Genomic DNA, 19,127 nt, shown 5'->3' on the forward strand with positions numbered 1-19,127 from the left:
ACAATCCGCCGCGCGGAGCGGCGGATGAGGCGTGGTCAGAATTCCTATGTCCCCGTATTCCGGCGTGGCGCCGGAACCGCCGGCCGCTATTGCTCTTCCAGGTCCGGCGTGCCGGTGAACTGGCTCTTGAGCAGGGTCAGGGCGCCCTTCTCCGCCAGCGCCTCGTTGGGAAATACGTGCTTGGTGTCTTCCAGTACCGGAAATCCGAAGACCCGCACCCGGGTGCGAAACCCCTCCGGGATTTCGGCGAATTCGATGTCGAAGTTGCGTTCTTCGATCCAGCCCGACCGATGCAGTTTCCATTCCATATGCAGCACGCTCCTGAAAGGCGAAGTCGACACGAAAGGCCCGCCCCGTCGTGGGGGCCGGACGCTGCTACACCATACACCCGTATCGGGGCGGGCGGATGGCGCGGCGGCCATCCTCGCCGTCGGCCGGGCCTATTTCCCCGCGGGCCGGCGCTCCTCGGCGGCGCCCGGCATGGCTTCCGGCAAGGGTGCGAAAAGATCCCAACTGGCCATGAACAGCGCGGCGATCAGCGGGCCGATCACGAAACCGTTCAAGCCGAACAGGGCCATGCCGCCCAGCGTGGAAATCAGCACCACGTAATCGGGCATCTTGGTGTCCTTGCCCACCAGGATGGGGCGCAGCACGTTGTCCACCATGCCGATGACCAGCACGCCGAACAGGATCAACGCGATGCCCTTGACCGTGGCGCCCGTCAGCAGGAAGTAGATCGCGACCGGCGCCCAGATCAGGCCGGCGCCCACGGCCGGCAAGAGCGACAGGAACCCCATGATCACCCCCCAGAGCAAGGCGCCCTGGATGGAGAGGATCGAGAAGATGATGCCGCCCAGCGCGCCCTGCGCCGCCGCGACGGCGACGTTGCCCTTCACGGTGGCGCGGACCACGGTGGTGAACTTGCGGAACAGATGCTGCTTGTGCGCGTCGCTCAAGGGCATGGCGCGCTTGAGCCGCGCCGACAACTGCGGGCCGTCCCGCAACAGGAAAAACAGCAGGTACAGCATGATGCCGAAGCTGATCACGAACTGGAACGTGTCCTGCCCGATGCTCAGCGCCTGGGTGGCCAGGAACTGGCTGGCCTGCATCGCGCCCGCGCTGAGCTTTTCCTGCAGGCTGGGGATGTCGGCCAGGTCGAAGCGCGCCAGCACGTCATGCACCGACGGCGGCAATGCCGCCATGGCCTGCTGGAAATACGCGCCGAAATTGATCTGTCCGGACTTGATGCTTTGATAGAGGTTCGCCCCTTCGCGCACCAGCGATCCGCTGATGGCCACCAAGGGCAGGATCACCAGCAGCAGCACCAGCAGCAGGGTGATCAGCGCGGCCAGGTTGCGCCGCCCCCCGATGCGCGGCACCAGGCGGCGCTGCAAGGGGGCAAAAATGATCGCGAGGATGGTGCCCCAGAAGACGGCCCCGTAGAAAGGCCACAGCAGCCACCCGAACGCGATGGTGACCACGACCAGCAGGAGCAGAAAGGTTCTGTAGTGCACGCTGGAAGATTGGCTCATGTTCCGTCCCAGGCGCGGCAAGCGCCGCGAGATCCGCATTGTACAAAGCGCTGGCTCAGGGCGCGTCGCGCGCCGGGCCGGCCGCCTGCGACACGGCGGCGCGGGCGCGCTCCAGGCCGTCCGACTGCGCGTTCAGCCCTTGCAGGCGCAGGTTCAGTTCCTGCTGGAGCGTCGGCGTCGCGACGCGCGCCTGCCCGTCCGCAAGCAGGATGTCTCCCGCGTGCGCCGCCACGAAATCCGCCACGCCCAGGGCGTCGCGCGCGACCGCGTCCAATTTCGAAGCCGCCTCCATGAGATCGGCGGCGGGCGCGCTCACCGCCTCATCGTAGACCCCGTCGTAGACGGGCGCGAGGTCGGGCGGCAGCGCCAGGGCGGCCCGCGCCTGGTCCGCCCTGGCGCGGGCGTCCTGAAGCCGCGCGGCGTTCTCCGCCAGTGTTTTGCGCGCCGCCTCGAAGCGCGCCCTGCGTTCCACGATCTCGCCCACCGAGCGCAGCGTCTCCACCGCCAGCACGTCGCGCATGGGCGCGGCCGCCTTCGCCATGGCCTGCTGGAAATCGGTGATCACCTCATAGGCGTCGGCGTAGCCCCCCACCGCTTCCTTTTCGGGCTCGCTCAGCCCGGCAAGGGGCACGAGCGACGCGCTGTTCATTCGCGATTGCAGCAACTGGATGAACGCCGCGCGCTCCTGCGGTTCTTTGTTGACGCAGGCCGCGAGCAACAGCATCGATGCCGTCGCCAGGCCCAGAAGGCAAGCTCGCAGCAATGCCATGCCGATCCTCCTTGCATGCGGGTTTGCGGAAGCGGCGCGGCCCCGTTCCGGAGCGGCCGCATCCCGGCAGAATATCCCGAAGCGCCCCGCGCCCGCCGCCGGCGGGCGGATTTTGTTGCCATCGAAGCGTGTTGACACAGGGCCGGGCACGCGCGTCACGCCCGCACAGGGCAAACCATCGCGCACCGGCGCGCCGGATCGAAACCCGCTTCCGCCTCATGGCGCAGGCGCGCCGCGAGCTGCGCCGGCAGCCTGTCCGGCGGCAATTCGGAAAAACCGTGCCGCCGGTAGAAAGGCGCGTTCCAGGGCAGTTCGCGGTCGGTGGTCAGCACCACCGACCGGTAGCCGGCGGCGCTCGCATGCGCGCGCACGGCAAGCAGCAAGGCCCGCCCCAGGCCGCGCCCCTGCCGCGGCAGCGACACCGCCATCTCGGCGAGATAAAGATCGCCGTCCATGGGCCGGGCGAGCGCGAATCCGGCGGGCCGCGCGTCCTCCGCGTCGGCGATCCACAGCAGGCCGGCCGCCTGCGCCTGTTCCAGCGCGGCCAGCGGCACCGGATCGTCGTCGGCGGCCCAGGCCATGGCGGTGCCCAGGAAGCGCTTCCCGGCGGAACGTTCGATATCGGCCAGGCTGGCCAGGTCGGCAGGTCGTGCAAGTCTGATCATAGGCGTCGAAGTATGCACCATGCGGGCTTGCGGCCCATTCCCATAAAATAGCGCTTTCGGCCCTTCCGGCCTCCCGTAACGCTGGCTTGCTTTCCCATGACTCAGAACGCTACCCCCGACTCCTGGGGCTTCGCCCATCCCGATTGCCGCGGCGCGGCCGCCCTGCTGTTTTTCATGAACGACCTTGCCCGCGTGGTCAATCAGTACCTGGGCCAGGGGCACTTGTCGGACGAAGCGCTGGCCGATGCGCAGAAGGCCGTCGACGCCCTGCTGGACCGCTACGTCGAAATCAAGGCCGCGCCGGAGGCCTTCGACAACGAGCGCATCGCGCTCGCGCTGGAAACGGAGCGCGGACCGGACGGCCGGATGGGCGCGCAAGTGGCGCTGCGCATGTCCGCGCGCCTGGAAGGCCTGATCATCGAAGCCCAGCGCCAGGCCCGTCCCGCGACCCATTGAAAGGGGGGGGAACCGGGCGGCGGGCCGGGGCGGCAACGCCCGCCCTCCGCCCCCGACCACGAAATGCTTGCAAAACACGCCAATTCGCAGTATTATTCCCTGTTGGGTGCCAAACAAAACAGCAAAACCCAACTGCACCAGGCGTTCGCCCCGACATGTTCATGGCGGCACGCCCAAGGCAAGGTCCGCCAGGTAACAACCCGGTAAAAAAACCTGGTAACACACCCTAGGCAGCAAACCCTAGACTGCGGACCGCCAAAACCTGGCAGCAAGACCGCTTTTCGCGCCAATTTCCACCTGAAAACAAAACGGCGCAGAATCGAACGGCCCTGCAAGCCAGCGGCACCGAAAACCAGCCGTATCGCCCGCCTTGCGCGACGCTTTCCGGCAAAACCCAAGGCCAGGCCACTTTGCGCGGAACGCGCGGGGCATGTACGGACATCGCGGCCACAAGCCGGCCGGACATTCCTCCGATTCGCGGCGCAGCGCCGCAATGCCCGAAATGCAGGGCATGCAATGGCATCGCGACCCGATCCCGAGCGCGAAACCATGAGAATGCGCAAAGAGCCCGCGGCAGTCATGCTGTAGTGTCGTGACAAACCCGCGGGCCATGGCCGGCCCGGCTTTTCCCATAACTAGAAACCAAGAGAACAAACACCATGAATACTCGCTTCACCACCTCGGACCTGATCCGACGTCCCGCCCATACCAAGCTGGACAACATGCCGATCCACGTCGGCGACATCGTTTACCTGCGGCCGGCCGACGGCCCGGAAATCCGCGCGACGGTCATTTTCAATGCGCCGATCGACGGAACGATCACCTACACGACCGAAGTCGTGCCCTGCGGCGCACCCGCGCAGAAGGCCCCGGGCCAGCGCATCCGCTTCCGCCATGAGCACGTGCATCGCATCGAACCGGTGCGCCGCGGCGCCCGCTGAACCCGTCCCGCCCCTCCCGCCTGCCCGGCGGAGGGGCGGCCCGTGCGTGATAAAGTCCCTGGCAACCAGGCCTTGGCGATCCCGACATGCAGAACAACCGTCACGCGGTCCACATCTGGGACCTCCCCACCCGCTTATTCCATTGGGCGCTCGTCGTCTGCATCGTCGGCGCCTTCGTCAGCGTGAAGCTCGGCGGCCTGTACATGGATTGGCACGTGCGCTTCGGCTGTATGGCCCTGGGCCTGATCCTGTTCCGGCTGCTGTGGGGCTTCTTCGGCCCCCGCTACGCCCGTTTCTCGCAGTTCCTGCGAGGCCCGGCCGCAGTGGCCCGCTACCTGAAGGGCGCGGCCGCGCCCGCCGGCCATAATCCGCTGGGCGCGCTGTCGGTCGTCGCGCTGCTGCTGGCCATCGGGTTCCAGGCGGTCAGCGGCCTGTTCGCCACCGACGACATCATGACGCAAGGCCCGCTGTTCGGACACGTCAGCGAGGCCTTCTCCGGCGCCATGACGTCCTGGCACAAGCTCAACGAGTGGATCATCATCGGCCTGGTCGCGCTGCACCTGGCGGCCGTGGCCTGGTACGCGCTGGTGCGCCGCAAGCGGCTGGTGCGCGCGATCATCACGGGCAAGGTCGACGCCAAGGACGTGCCCGCCGGCACGCCGCCCACGCAGGACGGTTTTGCGGTATGGCTGCGCGCCCTGCTGCTGGGAGCCTGCGTGACCGGCCTGGTGCTATGGATCCGGTCGCTGGAAGTGGCGGCGGACATGTCTTTTTCCTGATCGCGCCCAGGAAACGAAAAAGCCCGGCAGTTCAAGAACTGCCGGGCTTTTTTTGTCGTCGGGCCGCCCGCGGACGGCCGGCGGCTTATTTCTTCTTGCGGTAAGAATCGTGGCAAGCCTTGCAGCTCGCGCCGACGTCGCCGAACGCGGCGCGCAGCTTGTCGAGGTCGCCGGCATCGGCGGCCGCCGACAGCTTGACGATGTTGTCCTGGAAGGCCTGCTGCTTCTGCTTGAAGCCGGCCGCGTCGCTCCAGACTTCCGGACGCGCGTCGCCGCCTTCCGTGCCCGCGCCGAACGCGGCCCACGGCAATGCCGACAGCGTCTTCAGCACTTCCACGTTGGCCTTGATCTGCGCGGCGTCATACGGCGCCTGGCCCTTGACCACCGGCGCCATGCGGCCGAAGTGCGAGGCCATCAGCGTCAGCGCCGACTGGCGGTACTTGACCGCGTCCTCGGGCTTGGCGAACTGGGCGGACGCATTCGTCGCCAGCAGCGGCCCAACGGTCATACAGGCCAACGCGGCAAGCGTGGACAACTTCTTCATTGCTATCTCCCGTAAGGTCAAACAAGACGCCGCGCGCATTGCGCGCGGCACGGCGACTATACCGCCCGAGCCAGCACGGCGGCCAGGCCGATGTACGAGCGCGGGGTCATCGCCAGCAGGCGGGCCTTCGGCTCTTCAGGCAGCGCCAGGCCCTGGATGAATTCTCGCAGACCTTCCTCGGTAATGCCCTTGCCACGGGTCAAGGCCTTGAGCTGTTCGTACGGCTGCGGCAGGCCATAGCGGCGCATGACGGTCTGCACCGGCTCGGCCAGCACTTCCCAGCACGCGTCGATGTCGGCGTCGATGGCGGCGGCATTGACTTCCAGCTTGCCCAGGCCGCGCATGCACGCGTCCCAGGCCACCAGGCAGTAGCCCAGGCCCACGCCCAGGTTGCGCAGCACAGTGGAATCGGTCAGGTCGCGCTGCCAGCGGGAGACCGGCAGCTTGTCGGAAAGATGGCGCAGCACCGCGTTGGCCAGGCCCAGGTTGCCTTCGGAGTTTTCGAAGTCGATCGGGTTGACCTTGTGCGGCATGGTGGACGAGCCGACCTCGCCTTCCTTCAGGCGCTGCTTGAAGTAGCCCAGCGCCACGTAGCCCCAGATGTCGCGGTCCAGGTCCAGCACGATGATGTTGGCGCGCGTGACGGCGTCGAACAGGGCCGACATCCAGTCGTGCGGCTCGATCTGGATGGTGTGGCGGTTCTGGGTCAGGCCCAGGCCGGCCAGCACGCGCTGGCTGAAGGCGGGCCAGTCGATCTCGGGGTACGCGGACAGGTGGGCGTTGTAGTTGCCGGTGGCGCCGTTCAGCTTGGCCAGCGGTTCGACGGCTTCGACGGCGGCGATGGCGCGGTTCAGGCGCGCGGCCACGTTGGCGAATTCCTTGCCCAGCGTGGTCGGGCTGGCGGGCTGGCCGTGCGTGCGCGACAGCATGGGCTGGTCGGCCTGGGCGATGGCCATTTCGTTCAGCTTGGCGGCGAGTTCGCGCAGGCGCGGCACCACGACCTCGTTGCGGGCGCGGGTCAGCATCAGCGCATGCGAGGTGTTGTTGATGTCCTCGGACGTGCAGGCGAAATGGATGAACTCGGCGGCGCGGGCCAGTTCGGCGTCATCCGCGACTTTTTCCTTCAGCCAGTATTCGACGGCCTTGACGTCATGGTTGGTAACGCGTTCGATGTCCTTGATCCGGGCGGCATCCGACTCGGAAAAATCGCGCACCAATTGTTGCAGGCGCGCGCGCGCGGTGTCGGAAAAAGCCGGCAGCTCCGGCAGGCCGGCATCGGACAGCGCGACCAGCCAGGCCACTTCGACTTCGACGCGGTGCGCCATGAAGCCCGCCTCCGACAGCAGGCCGCGCAGCGCGTCGCCCCGGGAAGCGTACCGGCCATCCAATGGCGAAAGGGCGTTGAGTTGGCTAAGCTGATCGGCGATTTGCATGGTCTGGAAAAGAAAAAGCGGGGAATGGGCGAATCGGGCGATTTTATCATCCGGGAGCATGCAACATTGTGGCAAACTGGCGAAGATTTCGGCCTGCGGACGGTCTGACCGTCATGCGGCCTGCTATACTTCGGCCGCTTTCCGACTCCGCTTGTGACTCCATGAAACTGATCGGCTCGCTTACCAGTCCTTACGTGCGCAAAGTGCGTATCGTCATGGCCGAGAAAAAGCTGGACTACCGGCTCGAACTCGAAAACGTCTGGTCCGCCGACACGCAGATCCAAACGTACAACCCGCTGGGCAAGGTCCCCTGCCTGGTCATGGAAGACGGCGGCGCCCTTTTCGATTCGCGCGTCATCGTCGAATACCTGGACACCCTGTCTCCGGTCGCCCGCCTGATTCCGCAGCCGGGACGCGACCGCGCGGCCGTCAAATGCTGGGAAGCCATCGCCGATGGCGTCCTGGACGCGTGCGTGACCATCGTCAAGGAAAACCAGCGTCCCGAGGCCCAGCGCAGCCCCGAATGGATCGAGCGCCAGCACTCCAAGATCCACGCCAGCCTCGACGCCATGAACAAGAGCCTGGGCGAAAACGCCCACTGCATGGGGATCAACTACAGCCTCGCGGACATCGCCGTCGGCTGCGCGCTGGGCTACCTGGACCTGCGCTTCGCCACGCTCGACTGGCGCGCCAACCATCTGAACCTGGCCCGCCTGTACGACAAGCTGTCGCAGCGGCAATCGTTCATCGACACGATACCGGGCTGACCCCCCCCCGAAGCGCTGCGCGCTTCCCCCCCAGGGGGGCGCCGCTACGGACCGGCGGAGCCGGATCCGTGCGGCCCCGCTCTCTTCTTCTGGAAGAGCCGCGTTCATTCGTGCGGCCCCGCCCCCTAACCGGGCGGGGCCATGCCGGCTCAGCCGGTGAAGGTCTGCCAGGCCTTGAACAGCATGTATCCGGCCAGCGCGAACAGCAGGCATGCGAACACCCGCTTCAGGGTCTGCACCGGCAGGCGGTGCGCCATGCGCGCGCCCAGCGGCGCCGTCAGCACGCTGGTGCACACCAGCGCCAGCAGCGCCGGCCAATAGATATAGCCCAGCATGCCCGGACGCGATTCGCCCGAGGCCAGGCCGGACACGACATAGCCCACGCTGTTGGCCAGCGCGATGGGAAAGCCCAGCGCCGCCGACGTCGATACGGCGTTGTGCAGGGCCACGTTGCACCAGACCATGAACGGCACCGACAGGAAGCCGCCGCCCGCGCCCACCAGGCCGGACAGGAAGCCGATGCCCGCCCCGGCCGCGCTGGTGCCCACGACACCGGGCATCTGGCGGCTGGGCTTGGGCTTCTTGTTGCGCAGCATGCTCCAGCCGGAATATCCGACGAACAGCGCGAAGAACAGCGACAGCCACAGCGTGCTGAGCGCCGCGAACACGGCGCCGCCCGACAGCAGGCCGCCGATGATGATGCCCGGCGCCATCGCCCAGACGATGCTCCACTTGATCGTGCCTCGCTGCTGATGGGCCCGGACGCTGGAGATGGAGGTGAACAGGATCGAGGTCATCGACGTGGCGATGGCCGCGTGCACCACCAGCTCGGCGGGCATGCCCTGCCAGGCGAACAGCATCGTCAGGAACGGCACCAGCAGCATGCCGCCGCCGATGCCCAGCAGGCCCGCGGCAAAGCCGACCACGCCGCCCAGCACCAGCAGGCAAATCAACATCGTTACATCCACAACGGTCTCCTATTTCTTCTTGGTCATGAACAAGGCCCCTGGGGCAGCGCCCCAGGGGCCTTGGAAAAGCGCCGGCCGCGGCCGGCGCATCGTTTACACGATGATGCCGCCGCCCAGGCAAACTTCGCCATCGTAAAGCACGGCGGACTGCCCGGGCGTCACCGCCCATTGCGGCTCGGCGAAATCCAGCGAGAACACCGCGTCCGTGGCGCCGTCCAGGCGGCACGCCGCATCCGCCTGCCGGTAGCGCGTCTTGGCGCCATAGGCGCCGGACGCGGGCGGGCGGCCCGCGATCCAACTGGCGTCCTGCGCGCGCAATTCGCCCGAGAGCAGCCAGGGATGGTCGTGCCCCTGTACCACGTACAGCACATTGCGCTCCAGGTCCTTGCGGGCCACGTACCAGGCCTCGGCCGTGCCGTCCTCGCGCTGCCGCCCCTTCACGCCGCCCACGCCCAGGCCCTTGCGCTGGCCCAGCGTATAGAACGACAGCCCCTCGTGGCGGCCGACCGTCTGCCCTTCGGGCGTCATGATCGGGCCTGGCTCGGTCGGCAGGTAGCGGTTCAGGAATTCCCGGAACGGCCGCTCGCCGATGAAGCAGATCCCCGTGGAGTCCTTTTTGGCTGCGTTGTGCAGGCCGATCTCGTGCGCGATGCGCCGCACCTCGGTCTTGTGGATTTCGCCCAGCGGGAACAGCGTGCGCGACAACTGCGCCTGGTTGAGCCGGTGCAGGAAGTAGCTCTGGTCCTTCGAGGCGTCCAGCGCTTTGAGCAACTGGAACTCCGTGCCGCCGCCCTGCGCCGGCACCTCGCGCACCCGCGCGTAGTGGCCGGTGGCGATGCGCTCGGCGCCCAGCGCCATGGCGTGGTCCAGGAAGGCCTTGAACTTGATCTCGGCATTGCAGAGCACGTCGGGATTGGGCGTGCGGCCCGCGGAATACTCGCGCAGGAATTCCGCGAACACGCGGTCCTTGTATTCGGCGGCGAAGTTGACGAACTCGAACTCGACGCCCACCAGGTCCGCCACGCTGGCCGCGTCCAGGAGGTCCTGGCGGGTGGAGCAGTATTCGGAATCGTCGTCGTCTTCCCAGTTCTTCATGAACAGGCCGATGACTTCATAGCCTTGCTGCTTGAGCAGCCAGGCGGTGACCGAAGAATCGACCCCGCCGGACATGCCGACGACGACACGGCCTTTCTTTTTGCCGCCGGGCCGCCCCAAGGCAAAAGCCCCCTCCGGGGGGCAGCAAGCCGAAGGCGCGGCGTGGGGGCTCTTCTCGGATTTTTGAATCATGATGGCGCTATTTTAAATCGGACAGGGTGTCTTCCTGCGGCTGCGGCTCGGCGGCGCGCGACACTTCCATCAGCCACGCGCGGAAGGCCTGCAGCGTAGGCAGGTTGGCCTTCTGTTCGGGGTAGCACAGGTAATAGCCCATGCGCGCCCGGATGGGCAACTGGATGGCGACGGCCAGCTTGCCGTCGCGCAGTTCGTCCTCGATCAGGCAGCGCGGTATCAGCGCCACCCCGAAACCCGCCGCGGCGGCCTGCGACAGCAGCGCGTACTGGTCGAAGCGGGCGCCCTCCAGGCTGCGCCGGGTGTCGCAGCCGGCCTGCTCGAACCAGTCGCGCCAGCCTTCCAGCGCCGAGGTGTGGTGCAGTAGCGGGTACGCCAGCAGGTCCGCCGGCGCCGCACAGCCCCCCGGGATCAGGCGCGGGCTGCACACCGGCAGGATTTCGCGGCCGACGATGTAGTCCGCCCCGCTGCCCGGCCAGATGCCCTCGCCGAAGCGCACGGCGGCGTCCAGTTCGGGCGTGGAGAAATCGTAGCCCTGGCGGTGGGGCAGGAACTCCACGTGGATATCCGGCCGCAGGCGCATGAAGGCGGTCAGCCGCGGGATCAGCCAGCGCGCTCCGAAGGTCGGCATACAGGTCAGGTTGAGCGTGCCCCCCTGCCCCTGGTGTGCGATCAGCTCCACGGTGGCGGCCTCGATCTGGCCCAGGCCGGCCTGGATCTTGGTGAGATAGCTGCGTCCGGCTTCTGTCAGGACCAGGCCTTGCCTGATCCGCAGGAATAGCTCGATGCCGACGAACTCCTCCAAATGTTTCACTTGTTTACTGACCGCGCCCTGCGTCACGCACAGTTCCTGCGCCGCGCGCGTAAAACTGCTGTGCCGCGCGGCGACTTCGAACGCCTGGAGATCCGTTAAAGAGGGACAGAAACGCCGCATAAATATCGCTCCCACGGCTGCCGTGGGCTCCTTGCCCGCTGCGGGGCGCTTTTCTCGGGACGGCCCGGCATGAGCAGTGCCGCGCCCCGCCGCGAACACAGATTGTTTCAGTTTTCGCGGCAAAAACAGCGGCTCGGACGGCCGCCGCCAAAAGAGGCATGAAAAAAAGTCATAGCTTACGGAGAAACTTTCGTTTGCGCAAACGGGGCCGCCAGGAAAGAATCGTTGCGTTTGCGTCTGCCTTTGCGCATCCGCTTTCCAATTCATTAGGGGAATCCATGCAACGCCGTAAAGTTGTACTGAGCCTGTGTGTCGCCGCCGCGACCCTGGCTTCGCCGCTCACCTCGGGCATCGCGCACGCTGAAGATGCGTACCCGTCCAAACCCATCCGCCTGATCGTTCCCTTCCCGCCCGGAGGCACCACCGACATCGTCGGCCGCCTGTTCGCCGACAAGCTGGGCAAGGAACTGGGCCAGACCGTCGTGGTGGAAAACCGCGGCGGCGCCGGCGGCTCGATCGGCAGCGCGTTCGTTGCCAGCAGCGCGCCCGACGGCTATGTCCTGGGCATCGCCACGGTCAGCACGCACGGCATCAACCCGGCCATCTACCCGAACCTGCCGTTCGATGGCGAGAAGGACTTCACGCCCATCTCGAACCTGGCCGCCGTGCCGAACATCATGACCATCAATCCGAAGGTCCCGGCCAAGAACATCGCCGACTTCATCAAGCTGGCCAAGAGCGAACCGGGCAAGCTGACGTACGCGTCGGCCGGCAACGGCTCGGTCTCGCACATGATGGGCGAACTGTTCAAAATGGCGTCGGGCACCAACCTGATGCACGTTCCGTACCGCGGCGTGGGCCCGGCGCTGAACGACGCGCTGGCCGGCCAGGTCGACGTCATGTACGACAACCTGCCCTCCACGCTGCCGCACGTGCAGTCCGGCCGCCTGATCGCCATGGCCGTCGCCGCGCCCCAGCGCGTGGCGTCCCTGCCCGACGTCCCCACCTTCGCCGAAGCCGGCCTGCCGGCGGTGAACGACGCATCGTGGTTCGGCCTGGTCGCCCCGGCCAAGCTGCCGGCGCCGGTCCTGGCCAAGCTGAACGCCGCGGTGCAGAAGGTCAGCGCCGAAGCCGACGTCAAGGCCCGCCTGGAAGCGCTGGGCGCCGCGCCGGCCGCCAACACCTCGGCCGAATTCGGCGCGCAGATCTCGGCTGAAATCGCCAAGAACAAGCGCATCGCCAAAGAAGCCAACGTGAAGATCGACTGATCGATCTTCGGCCTCCGCCGCCCTCCGGGGCGCGGAGGCCCCCGATTCACGAACGCACCACCCCCTTATGCGAATTACCCAACCCCTGTCTTACCGGCTCGACCTTCCGCAGCAGTATCCGGATTCGGAATCCTCGGCCCCGCTCGTGCTGGACTCCCCGCACAGCGGCACCGCCTACCCTCCCGATTTCGCGGCCGCGGTGGACTTTGGCGCTTTGCGCACTGCCGAGGACACCTGGGTTGACGACCTCTGGGGCGACGCCATCGAAATGGGCGTGCCCATGATCGCCGCCGGGTTCCCGCGCGCCTACATCGACGCCAACCGCGCGCCCGACGAGATCGACGAACTGCTGCTGGACCAGCCCTGGCCCGACGCGCTCAACGCCTCGCCCAAGGTCAAGCTGGGCAAGGGCCTGATCTGGCGCATGCTCGATGACGGCACGCCGCTGTACGACCGCAAGCTGACGGTCGACGAAGTCCGCCACCGCATCGACGCCTGCTGGAAGCCCTATCACGCCGCCCTGGGCCGCGTGCTGGACGACGCCCACCGGAAGTTCGGCAAGGTCTGGCACATCAACTGCCACTCCATGCCCAGCGTGGCTGGCGCCTTCGCCACCGACCGCCCCGGCCTGGTCCACCCCGATTTCGTGCTGGGCGACCGCGACGGCAGCACCAGCGACCCCGCATTCCGAGAATTCATCGCCGCCTGGCTGCGCGAGCGCGGCTACGATGTCACCGTGAACGATCCCTACAAGGGCGTGGAACTGGTGCGCGCCTTCGGCCGCCCCGAAGAGGGCCGCCACAGCCTGCAGATCGAGATCAACCGCAAGCTCTACATGGACGAACTCACGCTGCGCCCGTCCGAGAACTACGGCCGCCTGAAAGCCGACCTGCGCGACCTCACCGCCGCGCTGATCACCTGGACTCGCGCGCAAACGGCTTGACGCCGGACGTTTGCGCGCAGTGCCGGCCAGCGGCGTGGTAAGCCTGGCCGGAACAATGGGTCGAAAGACCCTGCCCCATGGTTCGCCATGGGGTTTTTTTTGCGCAGGCCAGCCGCCTCGGGAGGCAACAAGCGAGCGAAGCGAGTGCAGCGTGGGAGTGCACAACAACAGCCTCCGCAAGAATGGCCGGCCCGCCGCCGGGCCGCCCCAAGGCGGGCCAGCCCCCTCGGGGGGCAGCAAGCGAGCGCAGCGAGTGCGGCGTGGGGGTGCATAACAACAGCCTCGGCAAGAATGGCCGGCCCGCCCGCCGGGCCGCCCCAAGGGCGGGCCAGCCCCCTCGGGGGGCAGCAAGCGAGCGCAGCGAGTGCGGCGTGGGGGCATATTCCCGTGTATAACTACGGCGAACCTTCTGAGGAGAGGCGTAGATGCACATCGGGATACCAAAAGAAACCCGAGACGGGGAAACCCGTGTCGCAGCAACACCGGAGACCGTCAAGAAGTACGTGGGCGGCAAACACACCGTCGTCGTGGAGCGCGGGGCCGGCAGCGCCGCCCGCTATCCCGATGACGCCTACGAGGCCGCGGGCGCCACGCTCGGGACCGCCCAGGAGGCCCTGGGCGCCGGACTGGTCATGAAGGTCCGCGCGCCCGATTCCGCCGAATTGGCGCACATGAAGCCGGGCACGGTCGTCGTCGGCATGCTCGATCCCTTCGACGCCGACGGCCTTGCGCAGATGGCCGCGGCAGGATTGGTCGGATTCGCGCTCGAGGCCGCGCCCCGCATCACGCGGGCCCAGAGCCTGGACGTGCTGTCCTCGCAGGCCAACCTGGCCGGCTACAAGGCGGTGCTGCTGGCCGCGAACCACTACGGCCGCCTGATCCCCATGATGATGACCGCCGCGGGCACCCTGAAGGCCGCCCGCGCCGTGGTGCTCGGCACCGGCGTCGCCGGCCTGCAGGCCATCGCCACGGCCAAGCGGCTGGGCGCCGTGGTCGAGGCCTCGGACGTGCGTCCCGCCGCGCGCGAGCAGGTCGAATCGCTGGGCGCGAAGTTCATCGACGTGCCCTTCGAAACCGACGAAGAACGCGAGATCGCCCAAGGCACGGGCGGCTACGCCCGCCCCATGCCGCCCGCCTGGATGGCGCGGCAGGCGGCGCTGGTTTCCGAGCGCTGCAAGCAGGCCGACATCGTCATCTCCACGGCCCTGATCCCGGGCCGCCCCGCGCCCACGCTGGTTTCCGCGGAAACCGTCGCGGCCATGAAGCCGGGCTCGGTGCTGGTGGACCTGGCCGTCGAGCGCGGCGGCAATTGCCCCCTGTCCGAAAAAGGCCTGATCGTGGAGAAGCACGGCGTGACGATCGTGGGGCTGACCAACCTGCCGGGCCTGGTCGCGACCGACGCGTCGGCGCTGTACGCGCGCAACATCCTGGATTTCCTGAAGCTCATCATCAATGCCGACGGCGCGCTGGCCATCCAGCGCGACGATGAAATCGTCGCGGCCTGCCTCGTGTGCGAAGGCGGCAACGTGACGCGGAGAACCTGAATCATGGAAGCGATCAACCCCACTCTGATGAACCTCATCATCTTCGTGCTTGCCGTCTATGTCGGCTACCACGTCGTGTGGAACGTCACCCCTGCCCTGCATACGCCGCTGATGGCCGTGACCAACGCCATTTCCGCCATCATCATCGTGGGCGCCATGCTGGCCGCCGCGCTGACCGAAGGCGGCCTGGCGCGCGGCATGGGCGTATTCGCCGTGGCGCTGGCGGCGGTCAACGTGTTCGGCGGATTCCTCGTCACGCGGCGCATGCTCGAAATGTTCAAGAAGAAAGACAGGAAGCCGGGCAAGGAGGGCGCGCAATGATCTCGCTGAACCTCGTCACGCTGCTGTACCTCGTCGCCTCGGTCTGCTTCATCCAGGCGCTCAAGGGCCTGTCGCATCCCACCACCTCGCGCCTGGGCAACCTGTTCGGCATGGCCGGCATGGCCATCGCCGTGCTGACCACGGCCGCGCTCATCGTCGGGCTGGCCCGCGACGGCGCCGCCACGATCGGGCTGGGATGGGTCGTGCTGGGCCTGCTGGTGGGCGGCTCCATCGGCACGCTGATGGCCAAGCGCGTCGAAATGACGAAGATGCCCGAGCTGGTCGCCTTCATGCACAGCATGATCGGCCTGGCCGCGGTGGCCATCGCCGTCGCGGTCGTGGCCGAACCGCATGCCTTCGGCGTCGCGCCGGCCGGCATGCCCATCCCCACCGGCAACCGCTTCGAGCTGTTCATCGGCACCTTCGTGGGCGCCATCACCTTCTCGGGCTCGGTCATCGCCTTCGGCAAGCTGTCGGGCAAGTACAAGTTCCGGCTGTTCCAGGGCGCGCCGGTGGCGTTCGCCGGCCAGCATATGCTGAACCTGGCGCTGGCGCTGCTGATGCTGGCCAGCGGCATCTGGTTCATGCTCACGCAGGAATGGACGCCCTTCGTCATCATGACGGCCATCGCCTTCGTGCTGGGCGTGCTGATCATCATCCCGATCGGCGGCGCGGACATGCCCGTGGTCGTGTCCATGCTGAACAGCTACTCCGGCTGGGCCGCGGCCGGCATCGGCTTTTCGCTGAACAACCCGATGCTGATCATCGCGGGCTCGCTGGTGGGGTCCTCGGGCGCCATCCTGTCCTACATCATGTGCAAGGCGATGAACCGCTCGTTCTTCAACGTGATCCTGGGCGGCTTCGGCGGCCAAGCGGGCGCGGGTGCGGCGGCCGGCGACGCGCAGCAGCGCAGCGTCAAGTCGGGCAGCCCCGACGATGCCGCCTTCCTGATGACCAACGCCGAAAGCGTGACCATCGTGCCCGGCTACGGCCTGGCGGTGGCGCGCGCGCAGCATGCGCTGAAGGAACTGGCGGAGAAGCTCACCGAACGGGGCGTGACGGTCAAGTACGCCATCCATCCGGTCGCGGGCCGCATGCCGGGCCACATGAACGTGCTGCTGGCCGAGGCCGAAGTGCCCTACGACCAGGTCTTCGAAATGGAGGACATCAACAGCGAGTTCGCCCAGACCGACGTGGTGCTGGTGCTGGGCGCCAACGACGTGGTCAACCCCGCCGCCAAGAACGACCCGCAGTCGCCGATCGCCGGCATGCCCATCCTGGAGGCCTACAAGGCGCGCACGGTGATCGTGAACAAGCGGTCGATGGCGTCCGGCTACGCGGGGCTGGACAACGAGCTTTTCTACATGGACCGCACCATGATGGTCTTCGGCGACGCGAAGAAGGTGCTGGAAGACATGGTCAAGGCGGTGGAATAGCTTTGTCGATTGGGGGGGTGTCTGACACCCGTGGGGCGCCTGCTTCGATTCGGAAGGGCGTCTCGTACGGGTGTCAGACACTGGAATTTGCCTGTGTCTGACACCCTTACTGGCAGAACGTCAGGCTTGATCTGACGCCCCACGGGTGTCTGACACCTTCACGCCTTCCCCCGCTCTCCCCCGTCAGGCGCCCGCAACGGACCGCAGGCGCTCGTCCACGACCTCGATCCAATGCCGCACCGGCGTATCGGTGCCGCTTTGCAGATGGCCGATGCAGCCGATGTTGGCGGACAGGATCACGTCCGGCCCGCCGGCCGAGATGGCGCTCAGCTTTCGGTCCCGCAGTTGCAGGGCGATATCGGGATTCAGCACGGAATAGGCGCCGGCCGAGCCGCAGCACAGGTGCTTGTCGGCGAAGGGCAGCAATTCGAAGCCCAGGTCCGCAAGCAGTTGCTCGGACAACGGCCGCAGCCCCTGCCAGTGCTGCAGGGTGCAGGGCGGATGGAATGCCGCCCGGGCGCCGTCGGGCAGGCGCGCGCGCAGTTGCCCCGCATGCGGCGCGACGATCTCGGCCACGTCCTTCACCAACTCCACGATGTCCGCGGCCTTCTGCGCGTAGGCCGGGTCATGCCGCAAGTGATGGGCGTACTCTTTCACCATCGCGCCGCAACCCGACGCGTTCATGACAATGGCCTCGACCTTGCCGTCCTGCACCAGCGGCCACCATGCGTCGACGTTGGCGCGCATCTGCGCCAGGGCGGCATCCTGCGCATCCAGGTGGAAGCTGACCGCGCCGCAACAGCCGGCGCCCGGCGCGATGCGCGCGCCGATGCCGACCGCGTCCAGCACGCGGATGGTGGCGGCGTCGATGGTCGGCATCATGGCGGGCTGCACGCAGCCGGCCAGCATCAATACCTGCCGGGCATGCCCGGCAATGTCGGGCAGCGCGCCCGTGTCGCGGCGTTCGGGCACCTTGCGCTTGAGCGACTCCGGCAGCAGGCCGCGCACGGCCTGCCCCAGCCGCATCGCGGGCGCGAACAGCGGCGACATCATGGCCTTGCGCAGGAGGGTGCGCTTCGTCCTGTCGCCCCAGGAGCGCGGCACGCGCTCGTCCACGATCTTGCGGCCGATATCCACCAAATGCCCGTACTCGACGCCGGAGGGGCATGTGGTTTCACAATTGCGGCACGTCAGGCAGCGGTCCAGATGCTGCTGCGTGGACTGGGTGGGCTCGGCGCCCTCCAGCACCTGCTTGATCAGGTAGATGCGCCCGCGCGGGCTGTCGAGTTCGTCGCCCAGCACCTGATACGTCGGACAGGTCGCCGTGCAGAAGCCGCAATGCACGCAGCGCCTGAGAATGGCGTCTGCCTCGTTGCCCAGATCGGTATCGCGTGCCCAGGATGCGAGCTTGGTTTGCATGATGCCCTATAGCTCCAGGACCAGCCGACCGGGGTTGAACAAGCCGGCCGGATCGAGCTCTTGTTTGAGCCGGCGCGTGATCGAGGCGATCCCCGGCGCCAGCGGATGGAATACGCCGTCGGCCGGCGGCTTGTCATGGCCGGCCCGGAACAGCGTCGCATGCCCGCCCAGCCGCGCCGCGGCCTCGCGCAGCGTGGCCGCGTCGTGCGCGCCCGACAGCCAGCGCTGCCCTCCCCCCCACTCCAGCAGGGTCGGGCCCAGCCCGAGCGCGGCGGCCGTGGGCGGCAGGGCCAGGCGCCACAAAGGCTGGCCCGGCCGGAAGAAGGCATGCGTCTGCTCGCGCAGCGACCGCCACCAGGCCGCCGCCGCTTCGGGCGCCAGCGGATCGCCGCCGATCAGTTGGCGGGCGCTGGCGATGGCCGGAGGCGCGCCCGAGAGGCGCACGGTCATCGCGCCTTCGGCCCGCCCGTCGTCGCCGGCCCAACTGGTGGCCGAAATCGGCAGGGGCTTGCCGCGCCACAGGGCGAAGCTGGCCAGCGCCTGCGCCTGCGTGGCGGGCAGTGTCAGCGTCAGTTCCTCCATCGGACGAGGCGCGACTTTCAAGGACACTTCGAGAATGGCGCCGAAGATGCCGTGCGATCCGGCCAGAAGGCGCGAAACGTCGTAGCCGGCCACATTCTTCATGACCTCTCCGCCGAACGACAGGATGCGCCCTTCCGAATCCAGCAGTTGCGCGCCCAGGACGAAATCCTTCAGCGCGCCGGCGCTCATGCGCCGCGGCCCCGACAGGCCGGCGGCCACGCAGCCGCCCACCGTGGCGGCCGGCGAGAAATGCGGCGGCTCGAAAGCCAGCATCTGCCCGTTTTCGGCCAGCGCGGCCTCGAGCTCGGCCAACGGCGTACCTGCGCGCACCGTCACGACCAGTTCGGACGGGTGATAACTGACGATGCCCCGGTAGGGCGTCATGTCCAGCAGGCAGTGCCCGTCCTGCGGCGTTACCGGACGGTAATTGCCATAGAACGCCTTGCTGCCTCCGCCCATCACGAACAGGGGCTTATGGCCCGCGCGGGCCGTCATGACCTGGTCGCACAACTCCGACAGGACAAAATCCATGGGGGATG

21 protein-coding genes are annotated in these 19,127 nt (G+C 67.5%); 10 read left to right on the forward strand and 11 right to left on the reverse strand.

The features are described from left to right. Window positions 1-86: 86 nt before the first annotated feature. The 4 genes from AVE30378_RS26070 to AVE30378_RS26085 form a co-directional block, all read right to left on the reverse strand. Complete coding sequence (locus tag AVE30378_RS26070) at window positions 87-308, reverse strand: hypothetical protein (RefSeq protein WP_129245071.1); 222 nt, start codon at window positions 306-308, stop codon at window positions 87-89. Between the two features lie 132 nt (window positions 309-440). After that, window positions 441-1,532, reverse strand: coding sequence for an AI-2E family transporter (locus AVE30378_RS26075; protein WP_129245073.1), 1,092 nt, complete (start codon window positions 1,530-1,532; stop codon window positions 441-443). A gap of 55 nt (window positions 1,533-1,587) precedes the next feature. Continuing rightward, entirely contained in the window at window positions 1,588-2,301 is a 714-nt protein-coding gene (locus AVE30378_RS26080; RefSeq protein WP_129245076.1) for a DUF3053 family protein, read from the reverse strand. A gap of 155 nt (window positions 2,302-2,456) precedes the next feature. Beyond that, on the reverse strand, window positions 2,457-2,966 hold the full coding sequence (locus AVE30378_RS26085; protein ID WP_129245078.1) for a GNAT family N-acetyltransferase: 510 nt from the start codon (window positions 2,964-2,966) through the stop codon (window positions 2,457-2,459). A 96-nt stretch (window positions 2,967-3,062) separates the two neighbouring features. On the opposite strand from AVE30378_RS26085, the gene AVE30378_RS26090 reads away from it, so the two are divergent. The 3 genes from AVE30378_RS26090 (at window position 3,063) to AVE30378_RS26100 (ending at window position 5,142) form a co-directional block, all read left to right on the forward strand. Continuing rightward, window positions 3,063-3,422, forward strand: coding sequence for a hypothetical protein (locus AVE30378_RS26090; protein ID WP_129245081.1), 360 nt, complete (start codon window positions 3,063-3,065; stop codon window positions 3,420-3,422). Between the two features lie 659 nt (window positions 3,423-4,081). Continuing rightward, window positions 4,082-4,363, forward strand: a complete 282-nt coding sequence (locus AVE30378_RS26095; protein ID WP_129245083.1) for a hypothetical protein — start codon at window positions 4,082-4,084, stop codon at window positions 4,361-4,363. An 86-nt stretch (window positions 4,364-4,449) separates the two neighbouring features. Then, on the forward strand, window positions 4,450-5,142 hold the full coding sequence (locus tag AVE30378_RS26100) for a cytochrome b/b6 domain-containing protein (RefSeq protein WP_129245085.1): 693 nt from the start codon (window positions 4,450-4,452) through the stop codon (window positions 5,140-5,142). Window positions 5,143-5,227: 85 nt separating this feature from the next. On the opposite strand, the gene AVE30378_RS26105 is transcribed toward AVE30378_RS26100, so the two are convergent. Beyond that, the gene (locus tag AVE30378_RS26105) at window positions 5,228-5,686 is read right to left on the reverse strand and encodes a c-type cytochrome (RefSeq protein ID WP_129245087.1); all 459 of its coding nucleotides are present in this window, start codon (window positions 5,684-5,686) and stop codon (window positions 5,228-5,230) included. Between the two features lie 56 nt (window positions 5,687-5,742). Then, on the reverse strand, window positions 5,743-7,119 hold the full coding sequence (gene purB / locus AVE30378_RS26110) for an adenylosuccinate lyase (protein ID WP_129245089.1): 1,377 nt from the start codon (window positions 7,117-7,119) through the stop codon (window positions 5,743-5,745). Between purB and AVE30378_RS33035 the strand changes: the two genes are divergently transcribed. Together AVE30378_RS33035 and AVE30378_RS26115 are read left to right on the forward strand one after the other, a co-directional pair. Beyond that, window positions 7,093-7,227: a hypothetical protein gene (locus AVE30378_RS33035; RefSeq protein WP_279636209.1), complete on the forward strand. Its 135-nt coding sequence runs from the start codon at window positions 7,093-7,095 to the stop codon at window positions 7,225-7,227. The genes purB and AVE30378_RS33035 overlap by 27 nt on opposite strands. Before the next feature lie 53 nt (window positions 7,228-7,280). Further along, a complete protein-coding gene (locus AVE30378_RS26115) occupies window positions 7,281-7,886 on the forward strand; it encodes a glutathione S-transferase (RefSeq protein WP_129245091.1) in 606 nt (201 codons plus the stop codon). Between the two features lie 149 nt (window positions 7,887-8,035). Here AVE30378_RS26115 and AVE30378_RS26120 read toward each other — a convergent pair whose 3' ends face one another. The 3 genes from AVE30378_RS26120 to gcvA all read right to left on the reverse strand — a co-directional run bounded on the left by AVE30378_RS26120 (window position 8,036) and on the right by gcvA (window position 11,075). Beyond that, window positions 8,036-8,854, reverse strand: coding sequence for a sulfite exporter TauE/SafE family protein (locus AVE30378_RS26120; protein ID WP_129245093.1), 819 nt, complete (start codon window positions 8,852-8,854; stop codon window positions 8,036-8,038). A gap of 93 nt (window positions 8,855-8,947) precedes the next feature. Continuing rightward, window positions 8,948-10,069, reverse strand: a complete 1,122-nt coding sequence (gene mnmA, locus AVE30378_RS26125; RefSeq protein ID WP_167507615.1) for a tRNA 2-thiouridine(34) synthase MnmA — start codon at window positions 10,067-10,069, stop codon at window positions 8,948-8,950. 79 nt (window positions 10,070-10,148) lie between these two features. Then, window positions 10,149-11,075, reverse strand: a complete 927-nt coding sequence (gene gcvA, locus AVE30378_RS26130) for a transcriptional regulator GcvA (RefSeq protein WP_129245097.1) — start codon at window positions 11,073-11,075, stop codon at window positions 10,149-10,151. Window positions 11,076-11,353: 278 nt separating this feature from the next. Between gcvA and AVE30378_RS26135 the strand changes: the two genes are divergently transcribed. The 5 genes from AVE30378_RS26135 to AVE30378_RS26155 all read left to right on the forward strand — a co-directional run bounded on the left by AVE30378_RS26135 (window position 11,354) and on the right by AVE30378_RS26155 (window position 16,587). Continuing rightward, window positions 11,354-12,343 carry a Bug family tripartite tricarboxylate transporter substrate binding protein gene (locus AVE30378_RS26135; protein ID WP_129245099.1) on the forward strand — a complete coding sequence of 330 codons (990 nt, stop codon included), beginning with the start codon at window positions 11,354-11,356 and terminating at the stop codon, window positions 12,341-12,343. A 67-nt stretch (window positions 12,344-12,410) separates the two neighbouring features. Next, a complete protein-coding gene (locus tag AVE30378_RS26140; RefSeq protein ID WP_129245101.1) occupies window positions 12,411-13,286 on the forward strand; it encodes an N-formylglutamate amidohydrolase in 876 nt (291 codons plus the stop codon). Between the two features lie 425 nt (window positions 13,287-13,711). Next, window positions 13,712-14,830: a Re/Si-specific NAD(P)(+) transhydrogenase subunit alpha gene (locus AVE30378_RS26145; RefSeq protein WP_129245103.1), complete on the forward strand. Its 1,119-nt coding sequence runs from the start codon at window positions 13,712-13,714 to the stop codon at window positions 14,828-14,830. Window positions 14,831-14,833: 3 nt separating this feature from the next. Further along, window positions 14,834-15,151, forward strand: coding sequence for an NAD(P) transhydrogenase subunit alpha part 2 (locus AVE30378_RS26150; protein ID WP_102774726.1), 318 nt, complete (start codon window positions 14,834-14,836; stop codon window positions 15,149-15,151). Next, window positions 15,148-16,587, forward strand: coding sequence for an NAD(P)(+) transhydrogenase (Re/Si-specific) subunit beta (locus tag AVE30378_RS26155; protein WP_129245105.1), 1,440 nt, complete (start codon window positions 15,148-15,150; stop codon window positions 16,585-16,587). Before AVE30378_RS26150 ends, AVE30378_RS26155 begins: the two co-directional genes overlap by 4 nt. Window positions 16,588-16,770: 183 nt before the next feature. On the opposite strand, the gene glcF is transcribed toward AVE30378_RS26155, so the two are convergent. Further along, window positions 16,771-18,006, reverse strand: coding sequence for a glycolate oxidase subunit GlcF (glcF, locus tag AVE30378_RS26160; RefSeq protein WP_129245107.1), 1,236 nt, complete (start codon window positions 18,004-18,006; stop codon window positions 16,771-16,773). Window positions 18,007-18,012: 6 nt separating this feature from the next. Continuing rightward, window positions 18,013-19,119, reverse strand: a complete 1,107-nt coding sequence (gene glcE / locus AVE30378_RS26165; RefSeq protein WP_129245110.1) for a glycolate oxidase subunit GlcE — start codon at window positions 19,117-19,119, stop codon at window positions 18,013-18,015. Window positions 19,120-19,127 lie beyond the last annotated feature (8 nt).

This window comes from Achromobacter veterisilvae (assembly GCF_900496975.1).
GTDB classification, from domain to species: Bacteria; Pseudomonadota; Gammaproteobacteria; order Burkholderiales; family Burkholderiaceae_B; genus Achromobacter; species Achromobacter veterisilvae.

What these genes read in the sequence shown, in the direction of transcription:
- AVE30378_RS26070 (WP_129245071.1), bottom strand. Translation starts at nt 308, where the DNA reads ATGGAATGGAAACTGCATCGGTCGGGCTGGATCGAAGAACGCAACTTC.
- AVE30378_RS26075 (WP_129245073.1), bottom strand. Translation starts at nt 1,532, where the DNA reads ATGAGCCAATCTTCCAGCGTGCACTACAGAACCTTTCTGCTCCTGCTG.
- AVE30378_RS26080 (WP_129245076.1), bottom strand. Translation starts at nt 2,301, where the DNA reads ATGGCATTGCTGCGAGCTTGCCTTCTGGGCCTGGCGACGGCATCGATG.
- AVE30378_RS26085 (WP_129245078.1), bottom strand. Translation starts at nt 2,966, where the DNA reads ATGATCAGACTTGCACGACCTGCCGACCTGGCCAGCCTGGCCGATATC.
- AVE30378_RS26090 (WP_129245081.1), top strand. Translation starts at nt 3,063, where the DNA reads ATGACTCAGAACGCTACCCCCGACTCCTGGGGCTTCGCCCATCCCGAT.
- AVE30378_RS26095 (WP_129245083.1), top strand. Translation starts at nt 4,082, where the DNA reads ATGAATACTCGCTTCACCACCTCGGACCTGATCCGACGTCCCGCCCAT.
- AVE30378_RS26100 (WP_129245085.1), top strand. Translation starts at nt 4,450, where the DNA reads ATGCAGAACAACCGTCACGCGGTCCACATCTGGGACCTCCCCACCCGC.
- AVE30378_RS26105 (WP_129245087.1), bottom strand. Translation starts at nt 5,686, where the DNA reads ATGAAGAAGTTGTCCACGCTTGCCGCGTTGGCCTGTATGACCGTTGGG.
- purB (WP_129245089.1), bottom strand. Translation starts at nt 7,119, where the DNA reads ATGCAAATCGCCGATCAGCTTAGCCAACTCAACGCCCTTTCGCCATTG.
- AVE30378_RS26115 (WP_129245091.1), top strand. Translation starts at nt 7,281, where the DNA reads ATGAAACTGATCGGCTCGCTTACCAGTCCTTACGTGCGCAAAGTGCGT.
- gcvA (WP_129245097.1), bottom strand. Translation starts at nt 11,075, where the DNA reads ATGCGGCGTTTCTGTCCCTCTTTAACGGATCTCCAGGCGTTCGAAGTC.
- AVE30378_RS26135 (WP_129245099.1), top strand. Translation starts at nt 11,354, where the DNA reads ATGCAACGCCGTAAAGTTGTACTGAGCCTGTGTGTCGCCGCCGCGACC.
- AVE30378_RS26140 (WP_129245101.1), top strand. Translation starts at nt 12,411, where the DNA reads ATGCGAATTACCCAACCCCTGTCTTACCGGCTCGACCTTCCGCAGCAG.
- AVE30378_RS26145 (WP_129245103.1), top strand. Translation starts at nt 13,712, where the DNA reads ATGCACATCGGGATACCAAAAGAAACCCGAGACGGGGAAACCCGTGTC.
- AVE30378_RS26150 (WP_102774726.1), top strand. Translation starts at nt 14,834, where the DNA reads ATGGAAGCGATCAACCCCACTCTGATGAACCTCATCATCTTCGTGCTT.
- AVE30378_RS26155 (WP_129245105.1), top strand. Translation starts at nt 15,148, where the DNA reads ATGATCTCGCTGAACCTCGTCACGCTGCTGTACCTCGTCGCCTCGGTC.
- glcF (WP_129245107.1), bottom strand. Translation starts at nt 18,006, where the DNA reads ATGCAAACCAAGCTCGCATCCTGGGCACGCGATACCGATCTGGGCAAC.
- glcE (WP_129245110.1), bottom strand. Translation starts at nt 19,119, where the DNA reads ATGGATTTTGTCCTGTCGGAGTTGTGCGACCAGGTCATGACGGCCCGC.